The 23,765-nt window shown below is 33.8% G+C and carries 19 protein-coding genes and 1 pseudogene; 13 read left to right on the forward strand and 7 right to left on the reverse strand.

Going from position 1 to position 23,765, the window contains the following annotated elements; translation table 11 throughout:
* Positions 1–44: 44 nt before the first annotated feature.
* The 3 genes from CBF37_RS05520 to CBF37_RS05530 form a co-directional block, all read right to left on the reverse strand.
* Positions 45–452, reverse strand: a complete 408-nt coding sequence (locus CBF37_RS05520) for a hypothetical protein (protein WP_125983756.1) — start codon at positions 450–452, stop codon at positions 45–47.
* Positions 449–895, reverse strand: coding sequence for a LytTR family DNA-binding domain-containing protein (locus tag CBF37_RS05525; RefSeq protein WP_125983757.1), 447 nt, complete (start codon positions 893–895; stop codon positions 449–451). Before CBF37_RS05525 ends, CBF37_RS05520 begins: the two co-directional genes overlap by 4 nt.
* A gap of 170 nt (positions 896–1,065) precedes the next feature.
* Positions 1,066–1,284, reverse strand: a complete 219-nt coding sequence (locus tag CBF37_RS05530; protein WP_125983758.1) for a hypothetical protein — start codon at positions 1,282–1,284, stop codon at positions 1,066–1,068.
* A gap of 347 nt (positions 1,285–1,631) precedes the next feature.
* Between CBF37_RS05530 and CBF37_RS05535 the strand changes: the two genes are divergently transcribed.
* A complete protein-coding gene (locus tag CBF37_RS05535; protein WP_165866648.1) occupies positions 1,632–1,991 on the forward strand; it encodes a DUF1622 domain-containing protein in 360 nt (119 codons plus the stop codon).
* Positions 1,992–2,832: 841 nt separating this feature from the next.
* Here the strand turns inward: CBF37_RS05535 and CBF37_RS05540 are convergent.
* Positions 2,833–4,191 carry an Nramp family divalent metal transporter gene (locus tag CBF37_RS05540; protein ID WP_125983760.1) on the reverse strand — a complete coding sequence of 453 codons (1,359 nt, stop codon included), beginning with the start codon at positions 4,189–4,191 and terminating at the stop codon, positions 2,833–2,835.
* A gap of 366 nt (positions 4,192–4,557) precedes the next feature.
* Between CBF37_RS05540 and CBF37_RS05545 the strand changes: the two genes are divergently transcribed.
* Positions 4,558–5,970 (forward strand): C69 family dipeptidase, encoded by a 1,413-nt coding sequence (locus CBF37_RS05545; protein ID WP_125983761.1) that lies wholly within the window; start codon positions 4,558–4,560, stop codon positions 5,968–5,970.
* A 24-nt stretch (positions 5,971–5,994) separates the two neighbouring features.
* Entirely contained in the window at positions 5,995–7,401 is a 1,407-nt protein-coding gene (locus CBF37_RS05550; protein WP_240626668.1) for a C69 family dipeptidase, read from the forward strand.
* Positions 7,402–7,477: 76 nt separating this feature from the next.
* Here CBF37_RS05550 and tyrS read toward each other — a convergent pair.
* Positions 7,478–8,486: pseudogene (gene tyrS, locus CBF37_RS05555) on the reverse strand (tyrosine--tRNA ligase).
* A gap of 659 nt (positions 8,487–9,145) precedes the next feature.
* Between tyrS and CBF37_RS05560 the strand changes: the two are divergent.
* The 7 genes from CBF37_RS05560 to CBF37_RS05590 are packed head-to-tail and all read left to right on the forward strand — an operon-like array spanning position 9,146 to position 16,366.
* Positions 9,146–10,609 carry a CoA-acylating methylmalonate-semialdehyde dehydrogenase gene (locus CBF37_RS05560; RefSeq protein WP_125983763.1) on the forward strand — a complete coding sequence of 488 codons (1,464 nt, stop codon included), beginning with the start codon at positions 9,146–9,148 and terminating at the stop codon, positions 10,607–10,609.
* Positions 10,610–10,662: 53 nt separating this feature from the next.
* Positions 10,663–11,481 (forward strand): 5-deoxy-glucuronate isomerase, encoded by an 819-nt coding sequence (gene iolB, locus CBF37_RS05565; RefSeq protein ID WP_125983764.1) that lies wholly within the window; start codon positions 10,663–10,665, stop codon positions 11,479–11,481.
* 15 nt (positions 11,482–11,496) lie between these two features.
* The gene (gene iolC / locus CBF37_RS05570; RefSeq protein ID WP_125983765.1) at positions 11,497–12,459 is read left to right on the forward strand and encodes a 5-dehydro-2-deoxygluconokinase; all 963 of its coding nucleotides are present in this window, start codon (positions 11,497–11,499) and stop codon (positions 12,457–12,459) included.
* A 50-nt stretch (positions 12,460–12,509) separates the two neighbouring features.
* Positions 12,510–13,394 (forward strand): myo-inosose-2 dehydratase, encoded by an 885-nt coding sequence (gene iolE / locus CBF37_RS05575; RefSeq protein ID WP_125983766.1) that lies wholly within the window; start codon positions 12,510–12,512, stop codon positions 13,392–13,394.
* Between the two features lie 15 nt (positions 13,395–13,409).
* Positions 13,410–15,005: a solute:sodium symporter family transporter gene (locus CBF37_RS05580; protein ID WP_125983767.1), complete on the forward strand. Its 1,596-nt coding sequence runs from the start codon at positions 13,410–13,412 to the stop codon at positions 15,003–15,005.
* Positions 15,006–15,036: 31 nt separating this feature from the next.
* Positions 15,037–16,041, forward strand: a complete 1,005-nt coding sequence (gene iolG / locus CBF37_RS05585) for an inositol 2-dehydrogenase (protein ID WP_125983768.1) — start codon at positions 15,037–15,039, stop codon at positions 16,039–16,041.
* Positions 16,042–16,060: 19 nt separating this feature from the next.
* A complete protein-coding gene (locus CBF37_RS05590; protein ID WP_125983769.1) occupies positions 16,061–16,366 on the forward strand; it encodes a PTS sugar transporter subunit IIB in 306 nt (101 codons plus the stop codon).
* Positions 16,367–16,411: 45 nt separating this feature from the next.
* Here the strand turns inward: CBF37_RS05590 and CBF37_RS05595 are convergent, their stop codons facing one another.
* Together CBF37_RS05595 and CBF37_RS05600 are read right to left on the reverse strand one after the other, a co-directional pair.
* Complete coding sequence (locus tag CBF37_RS05595) at positions 16,412–17,455, reverse strand: sensor histidine kinase (RefSeq protein ID WP_125983770.1); 1,044 nt, start codon at positions 17,453–17,455, stop codon at positions 16,412–16,414.
* Positions 17,456–17,471: 16 nt separating this feature from the next.
* Positions 17,472–18,143 carry a response regulator transcription factor gene (locus CBF37_RS05600; RefSeq protein WP_125983771.1) on the reverse strand — a complete coding sequence of 224 codons (672 nt, stop codon included), beginning with the start codon at positions 18,141–18,143 and terminating at the stop codon, positions 17,472–17,474.
* 192 nt (positions 18,144–18,335) lie between these two features.
* Here CBF37_RS05600 and CBF37_RS05605 point away from each other — a divergent pair, with 192 nt between their 5' ends.
* Genes CBF37_RS05605 through CBF37_RS05615 form a run of 3 tightly spaced genes read left to right on the forward strand, consistent with a single transcriptional unit; the run spans position 18,336 to position 23,760 of the window.
* Positions 18,336–19,097 carry an ABC transporter ATP-binding protein gene (locus tag CBF37_RS05605; protein ID WP_125983772.1) on the forward strand — a complete coding sequence of 254 codons (762 nt, stop codon included), beginning with the start codon at positions 18,336–18,338 and terminating at the stop codon, positions 19,095–19,097.
* Complete coding sequence (locus CBF37_RS05610; protein WP_125983773.1) at positions 19,084–21,159, forward strand: ABC transporter permease; 2,076 nt, start codon at positions 19,084–19,086, stop codon at positions 21,157–21,159. The genes CBF37_RS05605 and CBF37_RS05610 overlap by 14 nt, the downstream gene beginning before the upstream one ends.
* Positions 21,160–21,183: 24 nt before the next feature.
* Entirely contained in the window at positions 21,184–23,760 is a 2,577-nt protein-coding gene (locus CBF37_RS05615) for a YfhO family protein (protein ID WP_125983774.1), read from the forward strand.
* Positions 23,761–23,765: the final 5 nt, after the last annotated feature.

Here is a 23,765-nt window from a genome sequence, read left to right on the forward strand (position 1 = left end):
GTCATAAAAAGAGCGCATCTCAACCATGAGAAGCGCTCTTTTTGCTAGATTAATCGGTTTAATTCTTTGGTTAATTGACTATTTTTATATTTTGAATAAAAGTAAAAACCAATGATATGACCAATTAGTGTTAATAAAATAATACCAATCCAATAGGGCATTACGATATTCAGCATGTCTCTTGAATAAAGAGTGAGACCAATAAACATACAAATGTTATTGGCACATGTGCTGATAATGATATTAGTTAAAGCCTTGAAAGTTGAATAGTGCCACAAATATGGATAGATAACTCCAAAGACTAGACCCATAAGTAAGCCGATGAGTAAAATATTCCAAATAAAGTGGAATGGGACTATCCGCTGATGAAATTGTAGAGTCGCTAACATAGTAATCCAAATAGTGCTGCCTAGAGCGGCTTGTGTAAAACTGTTTTTTAATGTGTTTATCATGATAATCTCTCCTTAATATTTTTTGCGTAGTGTCGGCTGATTAGGTACTTATTATCACTTAGCATGGAAATATTTAGTCTTGAATATTTTTCAACATTGAATGTTTTTATTTGATTTAGGTTGATAATAGTTGATTGATTAATTCGATAAAAAGATTCTTGCTCTAAATAGTTTAATTCTTTCAGTCGCTTACTTAAAAAGTACCGTTTTCCTTCGGTTGTTATTATTTGACTCATATGGCTAAGAGCGGTGATTGCTTCGATTTCTGTCAAATTAAGCAATATATTTCGATTGTTAATCATGTCGGTTGCTTTGATTTGATTAATTCCATTTAACAAAGTGTCTAGTTTTTCTAAAATTGTTTTATTTACGGGATGACTAACGATGTCGATAGTGTTTGGCTTTTTTGAATCTTGCCAAATATGATTTATGTTTATTTTCATTATTATCCTCTCCTATGACTTTAGATTAACAAGAATTTAAGTACAGTGTTAGTAATTTTTATTTGGTTGCAATTTTTTAGTACTTTGTTGCAATTAATCAAGATTTAGTTATTAATAATAAAAAAATGCCCCACAGAAGATTTCTAGGGGCATTTTTTATTACTATGTAATTAACTTCGTGTGAAATGATTTTGATAAACGTATGTTTTTTCATCAACTGAAAAACCATCGTCTTCTAATATCTCTTTTGTTACTAGATGAGTGTCACCATCAGAATCTCTCACAATTACTGTATTTTCCAAAATTAATTCTACTCTACCTGTAACATCTTTATCATGAACAGTGGGATGATTAATAACTGAACCTATCGAAATTATAGTTTTAGACAAATTAAATTCACCCTTTCTATATTAAGTATACCATATAAAAAAATATGTTTTTCAATGTTTATATTTTATTATTATCAAATTATACTAGACAAATTATCTTGGATAACAAAATTCAAAAATACTCTCAATTGTGTTTTATATAATTCAATGTATTTTTGAATGTTACTTCTTTTATAAGCAATAGATTGAATAAAAAATTTGTCAACTTATTTGAAATTAATTTTTTAAGTTATCTAGCTTAATGTTACAATCGGTGTTTATATAGATAAGTCGTTTTGATAATAATGATTATTAAAAGACAAATAAGTCAATGTATTATACAATTTAACATAGAGAGGTGGTTTGTAATGTCATTATTAGTTGAATATATAGAAAAAGGAGTCGACTATATCGCGATTTTTATTTTAATTGTTGGTGGATTGAAAAGTATCGTTAATTTTGTGCGGATTGAATTAAGAAAAAAAGAAGGTCACGAAAAAGCATTACATAAAGATATCGAAAAGGTAAATTTGAGTTCATATATTCTTTTAAGTATTCAATTCATGATTATTAGTGATTTAATTCGAACAGTCACATCAGACTCGTTTAAGAATATTTTTTATGTATCAATTTTGATTATAATTAGAGGAATCATTGCAAAATTAGTTGTAGAAGATTCGTCTATTACTAAAAGTGCTATTATTAATCATAAAACAGAAGGAGAATGACAGTATATTCAGTCATTCTCCTTTTATTTTAATGTGATATATAATCAAGTAGTTGAAATATATCATTTTTGATCTAATCAACATCATTATTTGGACTTTTATAGGTTCACCTAAACTGACGAGCATGTCTGTTTCGTCAGTTGTGGGCAAAAATACTACTAAATTGATAAGGATGGCAAGTGTAAATGTCATGTTGATGTATGATACATGTCGACCCAATCTTTGATGTTTCTAGCTCCTTCAATTTGGATGTGCCATAAAACATTGATTTTCATAGTTAATTTCTTTTTTATGAGCAAAGTTAGCATTGGTTTTCTCTCATACAAGTGCCTTTTTCATAGTGTAATTATAGTAGATTGTATATTTGAATGTATATCGCATAAGAATAGGTGAAACTACAAAACGATTACTTAGATTCCTCCATATAATTGCATATTGGCATGTGGAATACTTCTAAATGATTGAATAACTGTCGGAAATAGCAATGAAGCTAAAAAAGTGGTAAATACCTATTAAAGTAGCTTTGTGCTGTCGGTCTTTTTAAACAATGAATACTCTGCTGAAACTGATATAATTTGATTTAGGAAGATTAAATAATTCATACGTAGGTGGTTAGGCTATTTTTATTCAACGACATGGTACGTTCTGCTAAGATACTCAATAATCCCGACAGCGTTAAGTTGATGATATCTTTAATAGATAGGGATGTTTCTTTCACAGTTTCTATCCCTTGAAGCAAGTTTGATTTTAATGTAGAGAATTATTTTATCATCACTGTATCTAATGTGGCGTAAAAGAATAAAAGAAGCTGTCGTATATTTTAAATATACGACAGCTTAAATTAAGTTAATGTTTCGATAATTAGTCGGATATTTAAGATAGTTAATGTAATAACGCAAATCCAAGCAACTACACTAACCCATTTTGAATTCTTGAATCGTTTGCCCATTATTTTTTCGGAACTTGTAAAATAAACCAATGGAATCATTGATATAGGCAAAGCAATACTCAAGAAAACTTGTGAGTAAATTAATAAATTGTCTAGAGCAACTTCATCTCCACCAAAATAAATTGTACAGATTAGAACGGGAATCACCGAAAATAAACGTGTAATTACACGGCGTGCCCATTGCGGTAACTTCATGTGAATGAAACCTTCCATAACAACTTGCCCAGTAAGTGTGCCGGTTATTGTTGAGTTTTGGCCAGATGCTAGTAAAGCAACTGCAAACAATGTACTTAGAATAGGACTTGCAACACCGCCAGCAATTGCTGGGTTTTGTAGTGCATCATACAATGAAGAAAAGGTACCTAAATCATCACTGTGACCAAAGAAAAGAGCACTACCAAGAATTAATAGTAGACAATTAATGACAAAGGCAAAAGATAACTGAATGTTTGAATCCCATGTGGCAAATTTAACTGCTCTCGCAACGTGTTCTTCATCATCACGTTTGTAACGACGGGTTTGAGAGATTGCTGAATGTAGATATAGATTATGCGGCATGACAGTTGCACCAACAATCCCTAAAGCCATTGTTAGTTGACCGTGATTTAAAATTTGACGTCTTGGGAGAAATCCTTTTAACATATCAGGAATATTTGGTTGAGATATGATTACTTCGTAGAGAAAAACAAACATGATAACGGCTACTAGCGACATAACGATTGCCTCGATTTTTCTAAAGCCTAATTTCATTAGTAAGAGTAGCAGTAAAACATCAAATATGGTAAGGATAACACCGAATAATAATGGAATTCCGAATAATAAATTTAAAGCAATGGCACCACCAATAACTTCAGCAATATCGGTTGCCATTATGGCTAACTCAGTAACAACCCATAGTGTAATGCCAAGTTTTTTACCAGTATGTTTTCTCGTTGCTTGAGCTAAATCCATATGAGTGACAATGCCTAGTTTAGCAGCCATATATTGTAGTAACATGGCAATTAAACTAGAGATTAACACCACTGAAATCAGCAGATAACCGTATTTAGCACCACCGCCGATGGAAGTAATCCAATTTCCTGGATCCATATAACCAACAGCCACTAAAGCACCTGGTCCAGAGAATGCTAGTAAATTTTTCCAAAAATCTTTTGATTCTGGTATCTCAACAGTATCATTTATTTCGGAAAGACTAGGGCCATTCGCATACTGAAAGAGTTTTTCTGTCTCTTTTTTTTCTTTTTTATTCATGATACACCAACTTTCAAAAAAATTGCTATGCTTTTCATAAGACAGTATAACGCATTTGATAATAGATTTAAATAGATAATATCAGGCATTAAAAACAAAGAAAGCGTTATAAATGCTTTTGTATAGATCTTTTTAAGCTTGTTTTGTGAACCGTAATATTTTTTTAGGATAAACTAAAAAAATACTGAGTAACCAAATTTGTATTTTTAAATTATAGAAAAGGAATGGACAGAGAGATGTTTGGTTTATTACAGATATATATGTTATTAAACTTGTAATAACATATAATTTTCTGACCATAAAATAATCAATAATCGTGTAAAGTGTTATAATAAAGTAACGTCAAAAATACTTGGAGGTTAAATTATGTGTACCACAGTATTAGTTGGGAAGAATGCGTCTATCAATGGGGCAACTATAATGGGGAGGAACGATGATTCCGGATTACCGTTACCTCACATTAAATTTCTAGTGACACCGGCAAACAATAATCAGAGCGGCAATTATGTGTCTGCTATTAATGGGTTTACGATGCCGTTGCCTAAAAAAGCACTGCGCTATCAATCTTGTCCAGCCATGAAGGAAGATGGAAAAGGTATTTATGGTGAAGCGGGTATTAATGAAGCTAATATCGGTATGAGTGCGACAGAGAGTTTATATGGAAATGAACGAGTTTTAGCCTTAGATCCTTTTGTAAAAAACGGTCTTGCTGAAGATTCTTTGTTAACTGTTGTTTTGCCGTATATACATTCCGCTAAAGAAGGTGTTGAATTTACTGGTCATTTAATAGAAAAATATGGTTCATGTGAAGGAAACGGTATTGTTTTTTCTGACAAAAATGATGTGTGGTATATGGAAATACCATGCGGTCATCATTGGGTTGCTAGTCGTATTCCTGATGATATGTGTGCAGTGATTGCTAATCAAGCATCACAACAAGAAATTAATTTTGAAGATGCTGAGAATTTCTTACATTCTCCTGGAATTCAGGAATTTGTTGAAACCAATCATTTGAATCCTCATCAAGAGGGTTGGAATTTTAGACAGATTTTTGGTACTGCGACATCATATGACATGCACTACAACAATCCGCGTGTTTGGTCTGGTCAAACAATTTTAGGCTTGGATCAATCAGCTGAAGATCCACGTAGTATGGACTTTCCGTTTTTATTTAAAGCAAATCGTCAAGTTAGTGAAGCAGATGTTGCTCAAGTTTTAAGCTCTCATTATAATGAAACCAAGTATGACCCTTTAGGCGAAGGGACAGCATTGGAGAAAACTTTGTATCGTCCAATCTCTATTTATCGGACAGTTTCATCACATATTATTGAAATTAATAGTCATGTTGCAGAGGCTGCTTCTGCGGTTTTATGGTTTAATCACGGTGTGACAGCTTTTAATCCGTTTGTTCCTTTTTTTGCTAATGCGACAGATACATCACCGCGATATACTGATACTCATTTAACGTATGATGAAAATGATATGTTTTGGATAACTCGCAGTATATCTGCTTTAGTAGAGCGTTCTTATCCGCAATTAAAAACGATGTTAGCAACTCATCTCAATGACTGTCAACAAGAGATGAATCATCATGTTGCTAAGACAATTGATTATGTGTCTGCTCATCCCGCCGAAGACAGTACGGAATACTTAACTATTCAAAATAATGTTATCGGTGAATGGGTGTATGAAAAAAATAGGTCGTTTATGAATGACTTAGTAGCGGCAGGTTTAGATTTTTCAAAATTAACGTTTAAAACATATATTAAAAACGGATAGATATCAGGAGAGGATGGGTTTATTTTGTGTACAACAGTTATTGTAGGAAAGAAAGCAACTATTGACGGATCAACACTTAATGCTCGTAATGTTGACAGTGAATCGCCAATAGATGAAGTGAAATTTATTGTAGTACCTGAAGAGAATAACCAAACAGTCGATTATACCTCTGTTGTAACAGGTGTCACTATACCGCTGCCTAGTCGTCGATTACGCCATCAACTAGTTCCAAACATCAAATTAGCTGAAGAAGGAGAGTTTGGTGAATCCGGTATTAATTCAATGAACGTCGGTATGAGTGCTACGGAAAGTATTTATGGCAATGCCCAAGTTTTAGCAATTGACCCTTATGTTGCTGATGGAATTGGTGAAGATGCAATGGTATCAGTTGTTTTACCTTATATTACCACAGCCCGAGAAGGTGTGGTTTATTTAGGGGAACTGATTGAAAAATATGGTTCAAGTGAAGGAAATGGCGTTATTTTTTCAGACCATGAAGATGTATGGTATATGGAAATACCTTGCGGTCACCATTGGATAGCAACAAAAATTCCTGAAGATCATTGTTGTGTCATTGCTAATCAAGTAGCACACCAAGCAATTGATTTTAATAATACAGATAATGTTCTTTATTCAAATGGTATTCAAGAATTTGTTGAAAGAAATTCGTTAAATCCAGATTCTGATGAATGGAATTTCCGGCATATTTTTGGAACAAACACATCTTTAGATCGTCGTTACAATACACCTAGAGTCTGGTATGGTCAATGTTATTTAGGTCATAAAACTGAAAATCCAAGCAGCAATGATTTGCCGTTTACTTTTAAACCAAATAGATTATTAACTATTGAAGATGTCGGATATGTATTGAGTTCTCATTATAATGATACTATTTACGACCAATTAGGAGACGGCTCATTAGCTGAGAAAACATCATTTCGTCCGATTGCGATGAATCGTACAGCTCAGTCACATATTATTCAGATAAGAAACCATGTGTCGGAAGATATTTCGGGTGTTCTATGGTTAAATAGTGCGCCAACTGCATTTAATCCATACGTTCCATTTTATGCAAATGCAGATGACACATCAACTTATTATAATCAAACCAGCTTGTCATTTAATTTTGGAGAAGCCTATTGGCGAGCACGGATGATTGCCGTATTGGTGGAGCAAAACTATGGTGAAACTCATACAGCAAATAATGCCTATTTAACAGAATGCCAACGTCAAGCCAATGCTTTTATTACTGAAACAGATAAATTGAGTATTTCTTATAAAAATCAAGAGCTAACGAGATATTTAACCAAACGCAATCAATTGCTAACAGATAAAATAAAAGCATTAACACTGGCTCATATTGAAGAGTTAACAAACGGTAATTTGGGTCTGTCAGCCTTAACATATACACGAGATAAAAATCAATTGTAGATAAAATTAGAAATATAATAAAGAGCATTTATTGATATTCAGATATGAAATCAATAAGTGCTCTTTTAATTAGAGATTAAACTAAATTAATGAGTGTGTATTTTTTCTTACCTTTGCGGACAATGATAAAACGACCATCAAATGAGATGTCTTCAGTTATTTCAAAATCCAAATCTTGGATGCGGTCGCCGTTAATATAGATGGCACCATTTGTGATGTCTTCGCGTGCTTGTCTTTTTGAAGGTTCGACTTTAGTTTCAATTAACCAATCGACTAAGTTCATCGTCTCTTTACCGATAGAAGCAGATGGCATATTCTTAAAGCCTTCTTCAATTTGTTTTGCAGATAACTGTTTAACGTCGCCAGAGAATAATGCTGCAGATATGCTTAAAGCATCATTTAGGGCTTCTTCACCGTGAACAAAGACAGTCATTTCACTAGCCAATGTTTTTTGTGCTTCGCGTTTATGTGGTTCAGTTGCAACTTTTTCAGCTTGATCAGCACCACCGACTTGTAAGCGGACATCATGATGTTTGAATAGGTGCAAGAAATCCATTGATTGTAAGATTTGGTACGTAAATTCCGTAAAAGAAATACCTGTTTCTAATCGACTAGATACAATGTCTTTAGCAAGCATTGTATTGATATTAAAGTTTTTTACCGTAGTCTCTTAAAAAATCTAAAATAGAAAGATCTTTTGTCCAATCGTAGTTATTAACTAGCGTTAATTCATGCTCATTGTTTTTATCAAAAAATAATTTGCGCATTTGTGCAGTTAATTTATCAACATTGTGTTGGACTTGTTCCATTGATTGCAATTGACGTTCGGAAGTACGTCCGCTTGGGTCACCGATTGTACCAGTTGCACCGCTGATTAAAATAAACGGATGATGTCCGAATTGTTGAAATCTTTTCAACATCATAAAAGGAATCAAGTGCCCAATATGCATACTATCACCAGTCGGATCAACTCCGCAGTATAATGAAATGTTGTTAGTGCTGACATATTTTCGCAGACCAGCTTCATCGGTTTGATGATTAATTGCGTCGCGCCAAAGTAACTCATTAATAATGTTTGTTGTCATGTAATCATCTCCTAATTAATTGTAATAAAAAAAAGTCCCAGCAGATAATTACATTTACCCGCTGGGACGAATCAGTTTAATCCGTGGTACCACCCAAATTGTGCTTAAACTCCTCTTTGATACCTCATATTGCGAGGTGTCGTTTCTTCAGTGGTCATTAAGTGTACTTCATTGTCTTGTTTGTGTTGATTTTCAGCAAACATCTTTCTTGGGGGAACAGGGACAAGCAATTACTGTGCTAAACGAATAAAATTATTATTAATATATCTAACATGGTATATATTGCAAAGGATGTCAGCAGGATACATCAGTGTTTTCACATTATGTAAAACAAAAATTACTATATGAAATAGATTTCAAAAAATGGTTAAGTGTTGTGTAAGTTTGTTTTTATTGTGAGTAATTGATCAAAAGAAAATAGATTTTAAAAAATAGGATTAGCATATCTATGCCTTTTAAATAATATAAGGAATGTCATATAATCGCTTTTAAAGAATATAGTTCAAAAGTTAACTAATAGTTATGAGTGTGTTGGTTAAATTAAACAAAAGATGGTTAAGTTTTGTTGACACTTACTCTTTTTTGTTGTATATTTATCATAAGTTAATCAAAACATAGATTTAACAATATTTTTATTGACTAAATCGGAGGAGGAAATTATGTCAAACAACGTGCGACAATTAAAAAATTACATTAATGGTAAGTGGGTTCAAAGTACAACAGAAAAGTATGAAGTTGTGGTAAATCCAGCAACGAAAGAACCGATTTGTGAAGTTCCTTTATCAACACGCAAAGATTTAGATCAAGCAGCTGAAGTTGCACATGAAGCATTTCTATTGTGGAAAGAAGTCGCAGTTCCAAGAAGAGCAAGAATTTTATATAAATTTCATCAATTGTTAATTGCCAATAAGGATGAACTAGCTCGTCTAGTTACGATAGAAAATGGTAAGGCACTTTCAGAATCTTACGGAGAAGTTCAACGTGGTATTGAGAATGTTGAATTTGCTGCTAGTGCGCCGACATTAATGATGGGAGATAGCTTGTCATCGATTGCGACGGATGTTGAGGCAACTGTTTACAAATATCCTGTCGGTGTTGTGGGTGGTATCACACCATTTAATTTTCCAATGATGGTTCCTTTTTGGATGTTCCCAATGGCAATTGCAACAGGTAATTCAGTGGTAATGAAACCTTCAGAAAAAACACCAATGTTAATGGAAAAAATTGTTGAATTGCTTGCAGAAGCCGGCTTGCCAGATGGGGTATTTAATATCGTTTATGGTGCTCATGATGTTGTTAACGGCATCTTGCAACATCCGTTAATTAAAGCTATTTCCTTTGTAGGTTCTAAACCAGTGGGTGAATATATTTATACTGAAGGGTCAAAACATTTGAAACGAGTTCAAGCATTAACAGGTGCTAAAAATCATACGATAGTCTTAAATGATGCTAATTTAGATGATAGTATTCCGGCAATTATTGGAGCGGCTTTTGGATCAGCTGGAGAGCGTTGTATGGCAGCAGCTGTTGTTACGGTAGAAGAAGGTATCTATGATGAATTTATGACACGTTTAGTTGCCGCGGCAAAAGACATAAAAATGGGTAACGGCTTAGATGATGGTGTTTTCTTAGGCCCGGTTATTCGTGAAGAAAATCTGACTAGAACATTATCATATATTGATAAAGGGATTGAAGCAGGGGCAGAATTAATTTATGACGGACGTGGTCAAGTATCAGAGGAAGGATATTTTGTCGGTCCAACGATTTTTGGCAACGTGACAACAGAAATGGATATTTGGAAAGATGAAATATTCGCACCAGTTTTATCAGTTATTAAAATTAGTGGCTTAAAAGAAGGTATTGAGATTGCAAATCAGTCTGAATTTGCTAATGGCGCATGTCTATTTACAAATAATGCATCAGCCATTAGATACTTTAGAGAAAATATTGATGCAGGGATGATAGGAGTTAATTTAGGTGTACCAGCACCAATGGCAATGTTCCCATTCTCGGGTTGGAAATCATCATTCTTTGGTACTTTACCAGCTAATGGTAAAGCAGGATTAGAATTCTATACACGAAATAAAGTAGTAACAGCAAGATATTCAAGAGAAGATATTTAACTGCAATGTTAAATTAATTATTAATAGATGTGTTTGGAAAGGAGGTTTTCTTTTTGGTAGATTTAAAAAGAAAACAATATTCAAAAGAAATCGGACCGCATGTTTTTGAAAACCAATTAGTGACAAGACAAAACAGTGGATTAGAATATATCGAATTACGATTAATTACGCTAGAACCGGACGGCGTCTATGAAGAAACTTTAACAGACCTAGAAGTATGTGCGGTGGTATTAACTGGAAAGGCAACAGTCACTGAAGGGAATCATGTCTTTTCTGAGATAGGAACAAGAGAAGACGTCTTTGAGAAAATCCCGACAGATAGTGTTTATGTATCCGCGGGAAAAACGATGCAGATAACCACGCAAACGAATGCAAGAATTCTTTTATGCTATGCACCAAGTACAATTGATCTGCCTACACAATTAATCGCGGCAGCTAATAATACAGTTGAAAAGCGTGGGATTTATCAAAATAAACGAATGGTGCATAATATTATGGATGATCAATCACCTGTGTCAGATAAATTAATTGTGGTTGAAGTCTTTACAGATAGCGGCAATTGGTCAAGTTATCCGCCGCACAAACATGACCAGGATAACCTGCCTTATGAATCATTTTTAGAAGAAACATACTATCATGAAATGAATCCAAAACAAGGTTTTGTGTTCCAGCGAGTATATACAGATGATCGATCATTAGATGAAACCATGGCTGTTGAAAATGGGGACGTGGTAATTGTTCCTAAAGGATACCATCCAGTGTCTGTGCCAGATGGTTATGATGGTTATTATTTAAACATTATGGCGGGGCCGACCAAGAAATGGAAATTCCATAATGATCCAGATCATGAATGGATTTTATCTAGAAAATAAACGGGGGATAATAGAATGACAACTAAAAAATTTGATTTAATTGCAATTGGTCGTGCTTGCGTCGACTTGAATGCAGTAGAATATAATCGTCCTATGGAGGAAACGCTAACATTTAGTAAATATGTCGGCGGGTCACCGGCTAATATTGCAATTGGGGCTTCTAAATTAGGACTATCTTGCGGTTTTATCGGTAAGATTCCCGATGATCAGCACGGCCGCTTTATTGAAAATTATATGGCTGGAGTCGGTATTGATACAACGGGGATGGTAATTGATAAAGAAGGACATAAAACAGGTTTAGCGTTTACGGAAATTTTAAGTCCGGAAGAATGTTCTATTTTGATGTATCGCGACGATGTAGCTGATTTATATTTAACACCAGCAGAAGTTAGTGAAGACTATATTACTTCGGCAAAAATATTGGTTGTTTCAGGAACAGGTTTAGCTAAAAGTCCATCGCGCGAGGCGATTTTGAAAGCTGTTTCAATTGCGCGTAAAAATGATGTCCAAGTCATTTTTGAGTTAGATTATCGTCCGTACACTTGGCAGAATGCTGAGGAAACATCAGTGTATTACTCATTAGTTGCAGAACAATCGGATGTTGTTATTGGTACACGTGATGAGTACGATATGCTTGAGAATAAAACAGGTGGTAAAAACGAGGACACTGTATCTTATCTTTTTAAACACCAGCCAGAACTGCTTGTTATTAAACATGGTGTGCAAGGTTCATATGCTTATACGAAAGATGGTAAGGAATATCGTGCAAGCGCTTATAAAACAAATGTATTAAAAACTTTCGGAGCCGGTGATTCATATGCGGCAGCATTTATATATGCTTTGAGCCAAGGAAAAGATATTGAAACAGCACTTAAATACGGCAGTGCGTCAGCTGCAATTGTTGTCAGCAAACATAGCTCATCAGAAGCAATGCCGACAGTTGATGCGATTGAGGATTTAATGAAAGCACAAGCGTAAAAAAAGAAAAAGTTGTAAACTAACCGCTATTAAAATGGAGGAACGATAATATGACGATTAAATTAGGGATTGCACCGATAGCTTGGACAAATGATGATATGCCGGAACTTGGAGCAGCCAATACATTTGAACAATGTATCAGCGAGATGGCGTTGGCAGGATACACAGGAACTGAAATCGGCAATAAGTACCCTAAAGATCCAGCTGTATTAAAAAGTTATTTAGAACCAAGAGGTTTATCGGTCGCTAGTGCGTGGTTTAGTGCTTTCTTAACAACACAGCCGTATGAAGAAACAGAAGCAGAATTTATAAAACATCGTGATTTTCTTCATGCGATGGGAGCAGAAGTTATTGTAGTGTCAGAGCAAGGACATAGTGTTCAAGGACAAATGGAGACACCGGTTTTCGCTGAAAAGCCGGTATTCACTGAGCAAGAATGGAAGCGTTTAACTGAAGGCCTAGAGAAATTAGGTGAACTTGCTAGGGAAAAAAATATGCGGATAGTGTACCATCATCATATGGGAACGGGTGTGCAAACGACAGAGGAAATCCAGCGATTAATGGATAATACTGATCCTGAAAAAGTTTCATTGCTTTTTGATACAGGACATTTGGTTTTTTCTGGAGAGGATCCATTGGAAATTTATAACATGTATCAGCATCGAATTTATCATATTCACTTTAAAGATATTCGTCGTGCACAAATGGAAGAAGTTAAACAACAAAGTATGAGTTTTTTAAATGGCGTTAAAGCCGGTGTGTTTACAGTTCCAGGAGACGGAGTGATAGACTTTTCACCAATTTGGCAAGCTATTAAAAACAGTGGTTACAGTGGATGGATTGTTGTTGAAGCGGAACAAGATCCAGAATTAGCTAATCCATTTATTTATGCTAAAAATGCACGTGAATACATTAAGCAAGTGACAAAAATATAGTAAAGAGGTGTTATCATGAACAGTTTCTCGTTAATTAGTTTTCTGGTACTAGTTGTTGCAGTTTGGATTTTTGCTTATCGGCGCTCAAGAAGTGTTGCTGTAACGGATGCTGAAGGATTCTTTATGGGTGGTCGAAGTTTGACTGCCTTACCGATTGCCGGTTCAATTATCATGACTAATCTCTCTACGGAACAGTTAGTAGGGCAAAATGGTCAAAGTTACATCGCTGGTATGGAAGTTATGGCGTGGGAAGTTACATCGGCAATTGCTATTGTCATGCTGGCTTTAGTATTTTTACCTAAATATTTTAAATATGGAATTAACACTGTCTCCGATTTTATAGAAATTCGTTATGATGCAACATTAAAGCGCATTATTTCAGCTCTGTTTATTATTACGTATATGACATCTTTTATTCCAGTTGTTTTGTATTCAGGCGCTCTTGTTTTTAATAAGATTTTTAGACTAGATGAACTACTTGGTATTCGTCCAATCACGTCGATTATTTTGGTTTCGATTTGTATCGGTGTTGTGGGTATTTTATATTTACTAATTGGCGGTATGCGTCTAAGTGCATATAGTGATACTGTTTATGGTTTCGGTTTATTAATTTGTGGTTTATTGGTTCCAACCTTAGGGGTTATGTTGCTAGGCGGTGGTAATTTTATCAGTGGAATTGATCATATTGTCGACAATACTCCTTGGTTACTAAACTCGGTTGGCTCGATTGATTCAGCAATTGTACCGTGGCCAACATTGTTTACTGGAATGATGTTTAATAATTTATATTTCTGGTGTACTAATCAAATGATCGTTCAGAAAGCATTATCAGGCAAGAGCTTGAAAGAAGCACAAAAAGGTGTGTTTATTGTTGGTTTCTTTAAAATTTTCGGTGCATTATTCTTAGTCTTTCCAGGTATCGTGGCACGTAATGTTTTTGGTGATGCTTTGCTAGGACAAGCAGATAATGCGTATCCATCTTTAGTTACTGAAGTATTCCCTGAAGTATTGTATGGCTTATTTGCCGCAGTAATTTTTGGAGCTATTTTATCATCATTTGCAGGTGCATTAAATTCAACAGCAACATTATTTTCTCTAGATTTTTATAAAACTAAAATTAATAAGCAAGCAACAGATGCACAAATTACTCGTTTTGGTAAATTGACAACGATTACAGTTGGGTTATTTGCTATCATTATTGCACCATTCATTTCTTTTGCACCAGCAGGATTATATCAATTTGTTCAAGAGTTTAACGGGCTTTATAATATGCCGTTACTAGTTATTATACTATTAGCTTTTTATTCAAAAAAAGCAACAGCATTTGCCGCAAAATTTACTATTTCAATGCATGTAATTTTGTATGCGTTATCAAAAGTGTTACTTAAAGATGTCCACTTCTTATATGTATTAAGTGTTTTATTCTTCTTAGATTTAATTGTGATGCTTTTAGTTTCTAAAATTAAACCTGACGGTAATTTTGAATTAACTGTCTTTAATACGAAAGTTGATATTACACAATGGAAATATGGCAAAATTGTCGGCATTATTACAATTGTCGCTGTTTTATTAACTTATGCATTATTCTCACCAATTGGCTTGGCAAGATAATATTAATTAAATTAATTTAGGAGATGACTTTATGACAAAGAATTTAGTAGTTGGCGTAATCGGCGGAGGAAGAATCGGTAAATTACATACAAAAAATTTGGTACAGATGAAAAATGTTACAGTAAAAAAAGTCGCAGACTTATTTGCTGACAAAATGACAGATTTTGAAAGTGAGATTGGCGTACCGATTGTAGCGGATTTTAATGAAATTTTTAATGATCCTGAGATCGATGCAGTTTTTATTTGCACGCCGACCGATACACATGTGGAGATGATTAAGCGTGCTGCCGCAGTTAACAAGCATGTATTCTGTGAAAAACCGATTAGTTTCTCAGATGAAGAAACGTTGGAAACTTACGATATTGTTAAAAAGGCTGGCATTAAGTTTCAAATTGGTGTAAATCGTCGTTTTGATCGTAACTTTGCACAAGTAAAAGAACATGTTGCCAGCGGAGCAATTGGCGATATTCAACTATTGAGAATTGATTCTCGTGATCCGGAAGCACCACCTTTATCATATGTCCAGTCATCTGGAGGCTTATTCTTCGACATGATGATTCATGATTTTGATATGGCACGTTTTATTGCCGGTAGTGAAGTTGAAGAAGTTTATGCTATGGGTGAAGCATTAGTAAATCCTGATATTGAGGGAATAGATATTGATACTGCAGTGGTAACACTTAAATTTGAGAATGGTTGTTTAGGTGTTATCAGTAATAGTCGTCAAGCTGTATATGGCTACGATCAGCGCTTAGAAGCATTTGGTTCAAAGGGAGCATCAGCTGCAGAGAATGAACTAAAAAGCAATGTTACTTTGTCAGATAAATCTGGTGTTCACAGTCAAAAACCGTTATACTTTTTCTTAGAACGTTATAATGATGCCTATATCGCTGAAGTTGAGCAATTTTTAGATGCGATTCGCTATGATAAGGACACACCTGTATCATTTGCTGACGGTATTATGGCACAACGCTTAGCGTTCTCAGCGAATGAATCGCTGAAATCGGGTAAGCCGGTTAAAGTTCAAAAAATTTAACGAAAAAGAGGGTTGTTACATGTCAAAAAGTATATTATTTATCTGTGAAACGGGAATTAGTGCATCATTATTTGTATCTAAAATGTTGGAGGCATTGAAAACACAAGGGTTAGATTATGATGTGGATTATTCGCCGGTATCAAGAGTTGATGAAAAGTTGACTGCACGTGATTACACGGATATATTGTTATCACCCCAAGTTCATCGTTATGATGATCAGTTGAAAGATATTGTTCTTGCAAAAAGAAAGTCAGCGGTAATCGTTAATATTACTGAAGAAGAGTTTCAGACGATGAATGTCGAGCGAATTTTAACTAGATTATAGCTATAATAAAAACCTGTTGAAACGGTAAATGTTTCAACAGGTTTTTTAAATATCTAAAAAATCAGAATCATTATCAGAGTAATAACCTAGTGTTGGAAATAGAATAGAGACCTTTGTCCCCTCGTTTACTTCTGACGTGACGATTAAATGATGACCAAGCTTTTTAGCGAGGTTATTAGCTAGGTAAAGTCCTAATCCGGTCGAATTTGTTTGCTTGTTACGACCGTTACTACCGGTAAAACCTTTGTCAAATATTCGCTGTAACTCTTCAGTAGGAATACCGATACCCGTGTCACTGATTGATAGCAATGTACCGCGATCATCTTTGTTGATTTCGATATGAATAGTTCCACCTGCTTCAGTATATTTCAGCGAATTGCTGATGATTTGGTTGATAATATAATGTAGCCATTTTTCATCAGTCAATACATTTGCGTCCTCGTCGGCTAATTCTAATTTAATATGATTTTGAATGAAGTAATTAGCAGAACGTTTAACAACAGACTGGACAATGGCTAATAAGGAATGGCTACTAATGAGATAATCTTTAGAGAAACTATCAAGCCTTGAATAATACATTACCTGCTCGACATAATCGTTCATGCGTTGTAAATTGTCTTTAAATAGTAAAAATTTGTCATCAGGAATATCATACTCCACAGCATCAACTAATAAATTAAAAGATGCCAATGGAATCTTAATTTCGTGCACCCAACCATTAATAAAGTCCTGATGCTCTTTTGATTGTTTATTGACATGGTTTGACTCCCAGATAAAATCATCTTGGATATTGTTGATACATGTTTGATAAAATTTTTCTTCATAACTATGTGCATTAGTTAGATGTTCCATATCAAGATGTTGGATAGATTTTTTTTCTAACCGATTCCACCATCTCTTTTTTCTCTGATAGGAAGTTAAAAAATAGATAAATATAATAATTACACCTATAAGAACGATGTAAATCATGACAGACATATCCAAAGACTCTTTGGGAGTTAGCCAAAGTACAAATCCAGTTGTTATGATTAATAAAATCCAGATAAGAAATAAATGCAATTGGTCTGATAAGTATTTTAAAAAATTCATATATTTATCAGCTGCCTTATTCAATAATGTAGCCTTGCCCAACACGTGTTTCTATATAATTAGGCAAACCAATACTATCAATTTTTTTTCTAAGACGATTCACATTGACGGTCAGTGTATTGTCATCAACGAATCGTTCATCATCCCATAAAGCACGCAATAATTTTTCTCGACTCGATATTTTTCCTTTGTTTTTTAAGAGAATTACAAGTAATCGAGATTCATTTTTACTTAATTCAGCTGTGTTTCCGTTAACAGACATTGTGTTATTTTCTAAATTTAGTGTTAAGCCCCGGTGTTCAAAAGTGACAGATTTTTCTTGAGAATAGTCATACGTTCGTCTTAAAAGAGCATTTATTTTAGCAATCAAAATGTCCATTGAGAAGGGTTTGTTAATATAATCATCTCCACCTAATTGCATTGACATGATAGTGTCCATGTTTGTGTTGCGACTGGAAATGAAAATAATTGGAGTGTTATCAATTTCACGAATCTTTTGACACCAATAGTACCCATCAAATATCGGTAATGTAATATCTAATAAAACAAGATTGGGTTTTTCTTCACTAAAAATATCTAACACACGGTCGAAATCTGATACACAAATAACTTCAAAATCCCATTTTACCAGAGATTCAGCAATTAAATCGCGAACAGTATAATCATCTTCAACGATCATAATTTTCATATGTATGTCACTCCTTTAATAATAAACAACTACTTATATTATAACTAAAAATGAGAAATAATACAGATAAATCTTTAAAAGACGGTAATTGGCATATACATTACAATACTGTAAGAACACCTGGATGAAAAAAGATAAAAAAATTTGATATGATAACGTTGGGGATATTTTGAAAAAGGTGGGGATAGGATAATGATAGTAGAAGTAGATAAACTTGTGAAAATATATGGCAAAAAAAATAACAGTCATCATGTATTGAAAGATATTACTTTTAATATTAAAAAGGGAGAGTTTATAGGGATTATGGGACCAAGCGGTGCTGGAAAAACGACCCTTTTGAATGTTTTAGCGACTATTGACAATGCCACTTTGGGTTCTGTTATAATTGACGGCCAGGATGTGACGAAAATGACCGAAAAACAAACAAGTGATTTTAGACGAAAAGAGTTAGGTTTTATTTTTCAGGATTTCAACTTATTGAATTCTTTATCTATAAAGGATAACATTCTTTTGCCTTTGGCAATTGAAAGATTACCTTTGTCTGAAATGATGCAGCGATTGCAACGTGTTGCAGAAGTGTTTAATTTGAATTCAATTCTGAATTCATTTCCTGGTGACATTTCAGTTGGGCAAAAACAACGTACTGCAGCAGCTAGAGCAATTATAACTAATCCGAACTTGATTCTAGCTGATGAACCAACCGGTGCATTAGATTCAAAATCAGCTACGGAGCTGCTTCTATATTTGACACAACTAAATAAAATTGAGCGGGTGACAATTATGATGGTTACTCATGATGCGTTTACAGCAAGTTATTGTTCTCGTATTTTATTTATTAAAGATGGCGTTATTTTTTCTGAATTAAATCGACGTGGTACTCGAAAAGAATTTTTTCAAAAAATCATTGATATGCAGGCAGCAATAGGTGGTGGTGTGGCACATGACATTATTTGATTTATCAATAAAGAATGCTAAAAAACAGTTGTCGTCTTATTTTATGTATGCGTTCAGTATGGCGTTTTCCGTATCAATTTACTACATTTTTGTTGCAATGAGTCGTGATTATCGATTAGTTACTTTGATATCAAATGATTTTCGTGTTGATTTTGGCTTGCAGTCTGCAACGATTTTGATTAATTTATTTGCGATTATTTTTATTTTTAGTGCTAATTCCTTTTTTGTTCAACGTCGAAAGAAGGAAATCGGCTTGTATAGCTTATTAGGTATGCGCAAATATCAAATAGGTGCGATGTTTTTTATAGAAAATATGATTATTGGCAGTATTTCTTTAGTTATGGGACTTATTTCAGGCATTTTTTTTTCGAGGTTATTTTCAATGATTCTGTTAAAGTTTCTTTCAGTGAATGGCGACAGTTACATTATTTTTTCTGCCAGCTCGCTACTTAAGACTTCAGCCGTATTTATCTTTCTTTTTTTACTTGCTGCGATTAAGTCGGCTTCAACCGTTTACCGCAGTAAATTACTAGCATTATTTAATTCTGATAAACCGGCTGTAGATATTGGCGATGTTACACTGGAGAATTGGATTTTAGGTATTATCAGTTTAGTTACATATGGTTTACTAGTAGAAATTGTCTTGAAATTTAATTTTATCATGATGATTGGTCGGGTTTATTTTCATGTCAAAATTGGTTTTATTTTTGGTTTAGTGGTCGTTATTGCACTAGGTTTTATTGGGACATATCTATTTTATAACCACTTTTTATCTATCTTACTATGTTTATTTAAACAGATAAAAAAACGGTATTATATGGATTTAAATATGTTGACAGTTAATCAATTATCTAATCGATTAGGCAATAGTGCTAAAATGATGGTTACGACGACAATCTTTTTAGGAATTTCTTTAGCTACAGTCACGTTAGCAAGTGTGTACTATCAATATAATAAAAGTTTAACCGATTATTCATATGATGTGGATTTTGCTGTGTCATTTGATCGGTTTCAACTGATTTTGGATGTGCTTAAGCGCCATGATGTTCAGCCAACGCAAACACTAAGGATTGATTTAAAAGAAGTTACTGGTAACTTTGATGTTTCTCTAGAAGAATTGAAAATGCCAAAAAATATGAATTTTGATGTAATCAGTCAAACAGAATATAATAAGGCACGAAAAATGAAACCAGCACTTCAACCTTTAAAACTAAAAAATAAGAATGATGTTTATATGTTTATCCAAATGAATCAATCAAACATTACTTATAATATGGGCTACGATGAATCTGGCAATATCTCTCAGCTTGGTAAAGTCACACTGCAGGGGGTTTATGAGGATGTACTTGGTAATGAAGATGATATCCGAAAGGCAACTAAACTGCTTTTAGTCAGTGATGAATACTATCAGCGATTAAGTGCTGATAACGAATATTCGTATTACTGGATTAATGTACCTCCTGGCCAAAATACAAAATCAGTAATTGATGATGTGAGACGAGAATTTTCACCTAAAATATCGGAAATCGGGGATTCGTCAAATAATGTGTTATCTATGAGTAAAAAAATAACCAAGTATCACAAAGTTCTTGATTTTGATTCTCAGCAGGAAAAACAAGATAAACAATATATAAAAATTGGTATGAAACGTCCGTATACTACTTTCTTAGAAGCTAAAAGAAAGTTTATTGTTTACATTGCTATCTTTTTAGGTTTTTTATTTATGTTAGCAACCATTAGTATGATTGTTTTTAGACAATTTTTTATACTAGAAAAACAACGTGAAACGTATAAAATATTGTCTAAACTAGGTGTTCCCAATAAAGTCATCAAGAAAAATATTTATCTCGAGAATGCTTATGTTTTCTTCATACCATTTATTGTTGCATTCTTTTTGATGATGTTCTCTTTGAACTGGTTGTATATCGTTGTACCGGTAGTTGATCTAACTTTTATCAGAACATTATGGTTCTTGTTGACAATCTTATACGGATTGTTTTATTGGGTGACGTCTCACTATGCTTATTGTATGATAGTAGATAAGAATTGGACGACGTTTTAAAGTGTCCGTTAAGGTGGTAACTATATGATAATTAACAAATTAAGGAATAAATTCTTATTGTATGGACTAAGTTTTGTCATTCCTTTTTTCGTCATGGTATGCGTGTTTCTATTACTTAAACTTACGCCATTTGGTAATAATAATTTACTGGTAAGTGATCTAGGGACACAGTACTCGCCCTTTTTAACTAGCTTTAAGCGATTTTTTGAGCAAGGTGATATGAGCAGCTTGTACTCATTTTCAAATGGTATTGGTGGATCGACCGAGGCATTAATAGCTTATTATTTAATGTCTCCACTGAATTTCTTTGTTTTATTATTTCCCTATGACATGATACCAATAGCTATTAGCTGTCTTATTATGCTTAAGATTTCGCTGATGGGATTAACAATGTATACATATTTAGATAAGCACTATAATCAAACCAGCGTGTTAACGCAAGGATTTTCTCTAGCTTATAGTTTGTGTGGGTTTGTTGTCGTCTATCTTTTTAATTTTATGTGGTTAGACGTGTTGATTATTTTCCCGATATTAGTCTTAGGTATAGAGCGTTTGTGGCATCGAAAAAAATATGGACTGTATGCTGTAGCTTTGTTTTCGGCTATTGTGACTAACTACTATTTGGGCTATATGGTTTGTATCTTCTCAGTAGCCTACAGTGTCTTTCTCTATTATTACTATATTTATAAACCAAAACCGATTGCTAAAATAAAGCAGTTTTGGCAAGATTGGTGCTTATTTTTAACAGTTTCTTTTTTGGCAGGAACAGCAACTAGTTTTATGTTAATTCCAGCAGTAAATGGTATGTTAAAGACAGGAAAGTCAACATTTTACTTACATGATTTTCTTCCGATACCAAAATTTGGATTGGAAGCACTATCTCAAATGGCAATCGGCACTATAAATTTTGAGACAAGACTAGACCACTTACCAATGGTATATTCTGGAATTTTTATTTGGTTATTGGCATTTATCTATTTCTTTTTACCAACCGTGCCTAAACGTAAAAAGAAAGCTATGGCAGGGTTATTAATCTTTGTTTATTTTAGTTTTTTCTTTGAGATGTTTAATACTGTTTGGCATATGTTTCAAAGTCCAGCAGGTTTTCCTTATCGCAATGCGTTTATTTTCAGCTTCATTTTAATTAAATTGGCATATGAAACGTATCTTTATGCACGCATAGAGCAGGACAAGGATTTAATTAAGAAGCGTGTACTGCTGGCAGGAGTGGTGTATACAATTTTACTAAGTATCGGCCAATTATTTTTAAATATGGGTTCAAATCATAATTATTTATTATCAAATATCTATTTTATTATTTCAGTGGCCATTATTTGGCTGTTTGTCCTTCTAATTACTGTAGGGCTTATTAAAAGTGGCACCGTTTGGCATGTCTTGTTGATGATATGTATTATGGCTGAATTGGGTGGAAATCTTTGGTTATCATTGAAGGATACACCGTTTGGACAGCAGAAACAGTATGAGGAGATGTATAATCAACAAGAAAAAGTGATTCAAAATATGATGGGACGGACAAATAAATTAAATCGTTTCAATCATCGTGTTGATAATCAAAATGATGCATATAATGAAGTCATGAATGGTTATAATAATCCTGTCTTATTTGGTTATCCCGGTGTATCGAGCTATACTTCGACTCTAGAAGCTAATACACAGCATGCCTTAGTTGATTTAGGATTATATGCAAAAAATGACCGTCGTATTTCCTATGTTGACGAGTCGCAGCTTGCTAACCTGCTGCTTAATGTCCGCTATACAATTGTACCGAAAGAATTAGACGAGAAAAAAGTTTTACATAAAGATAAGTTATCTTACACGTATCTAAATGATGAAGCGGTTGGAATGGGTTTTACAGCTAATCCTGACTTAGCAAACTTAGAATTTAACGGCCAAGATATTATTGGAAATCAAGAAAAAATTATGCAGACAATTGCACCGCAGAAGACTGAGTATTTTGATTCACTGAGAGATTTGCAGACAAGCCAAAAGAATAAAAAGGTGATGATTACTGGTGTCACGCAATCATCAGGTACTTTATATTTATATTTACCAAGAGTTGTCTGGAATAATGTCGGCAAATTGAAACTAAATGACAAGGTAATTGATACCTATCAGTATATTGCAACGAATCAATTATTTAATTTAGGATATGTCGAAAAAGACATGAAATTAGAATTAACTTTTAATAGTAACGTAAAAGCTGACTTGTCGAAAATGGCATTTAAAACATTGAATGCTGCTGAATTTCAACATGTAATAGACAAGGCTGAGGAAAATCATTTGGAGTTGGATTTGTTGAATAGAGGTAAATTGAAAGGAACTGTGACGGTTAATGAACCTAATCAATTATTATATATTGCTATCCCTTTTGATAAAGATTGGACGATAAAGGTGGATGGGAAAAAAACAAGACAACAAAAGATTTTAGATGATTTTATCGGAATACCAATAACCAAAGGAAAACACACAATTGAAATGTCTTATTCATCAAAAGCGTTGACCATCGGGGTAATCGTATCGCTGTTTACTATAGTAATGAGCGGCGTCGCGGCTTATTATTTTAAAAAAAGAAGTCGGTGATTTGA

Origin of the sequence: Vagococcus vulneris (genome assembly GCF_003950515.1) — a bacterium.
In the GTDB taxonomy this organism is placed as follows: domain Bacteria; phylum Bacillota; class Bacilli; order Lactobacillales; family Vagococcaceae; genus Vagococcus; species Vagococcus vulneris.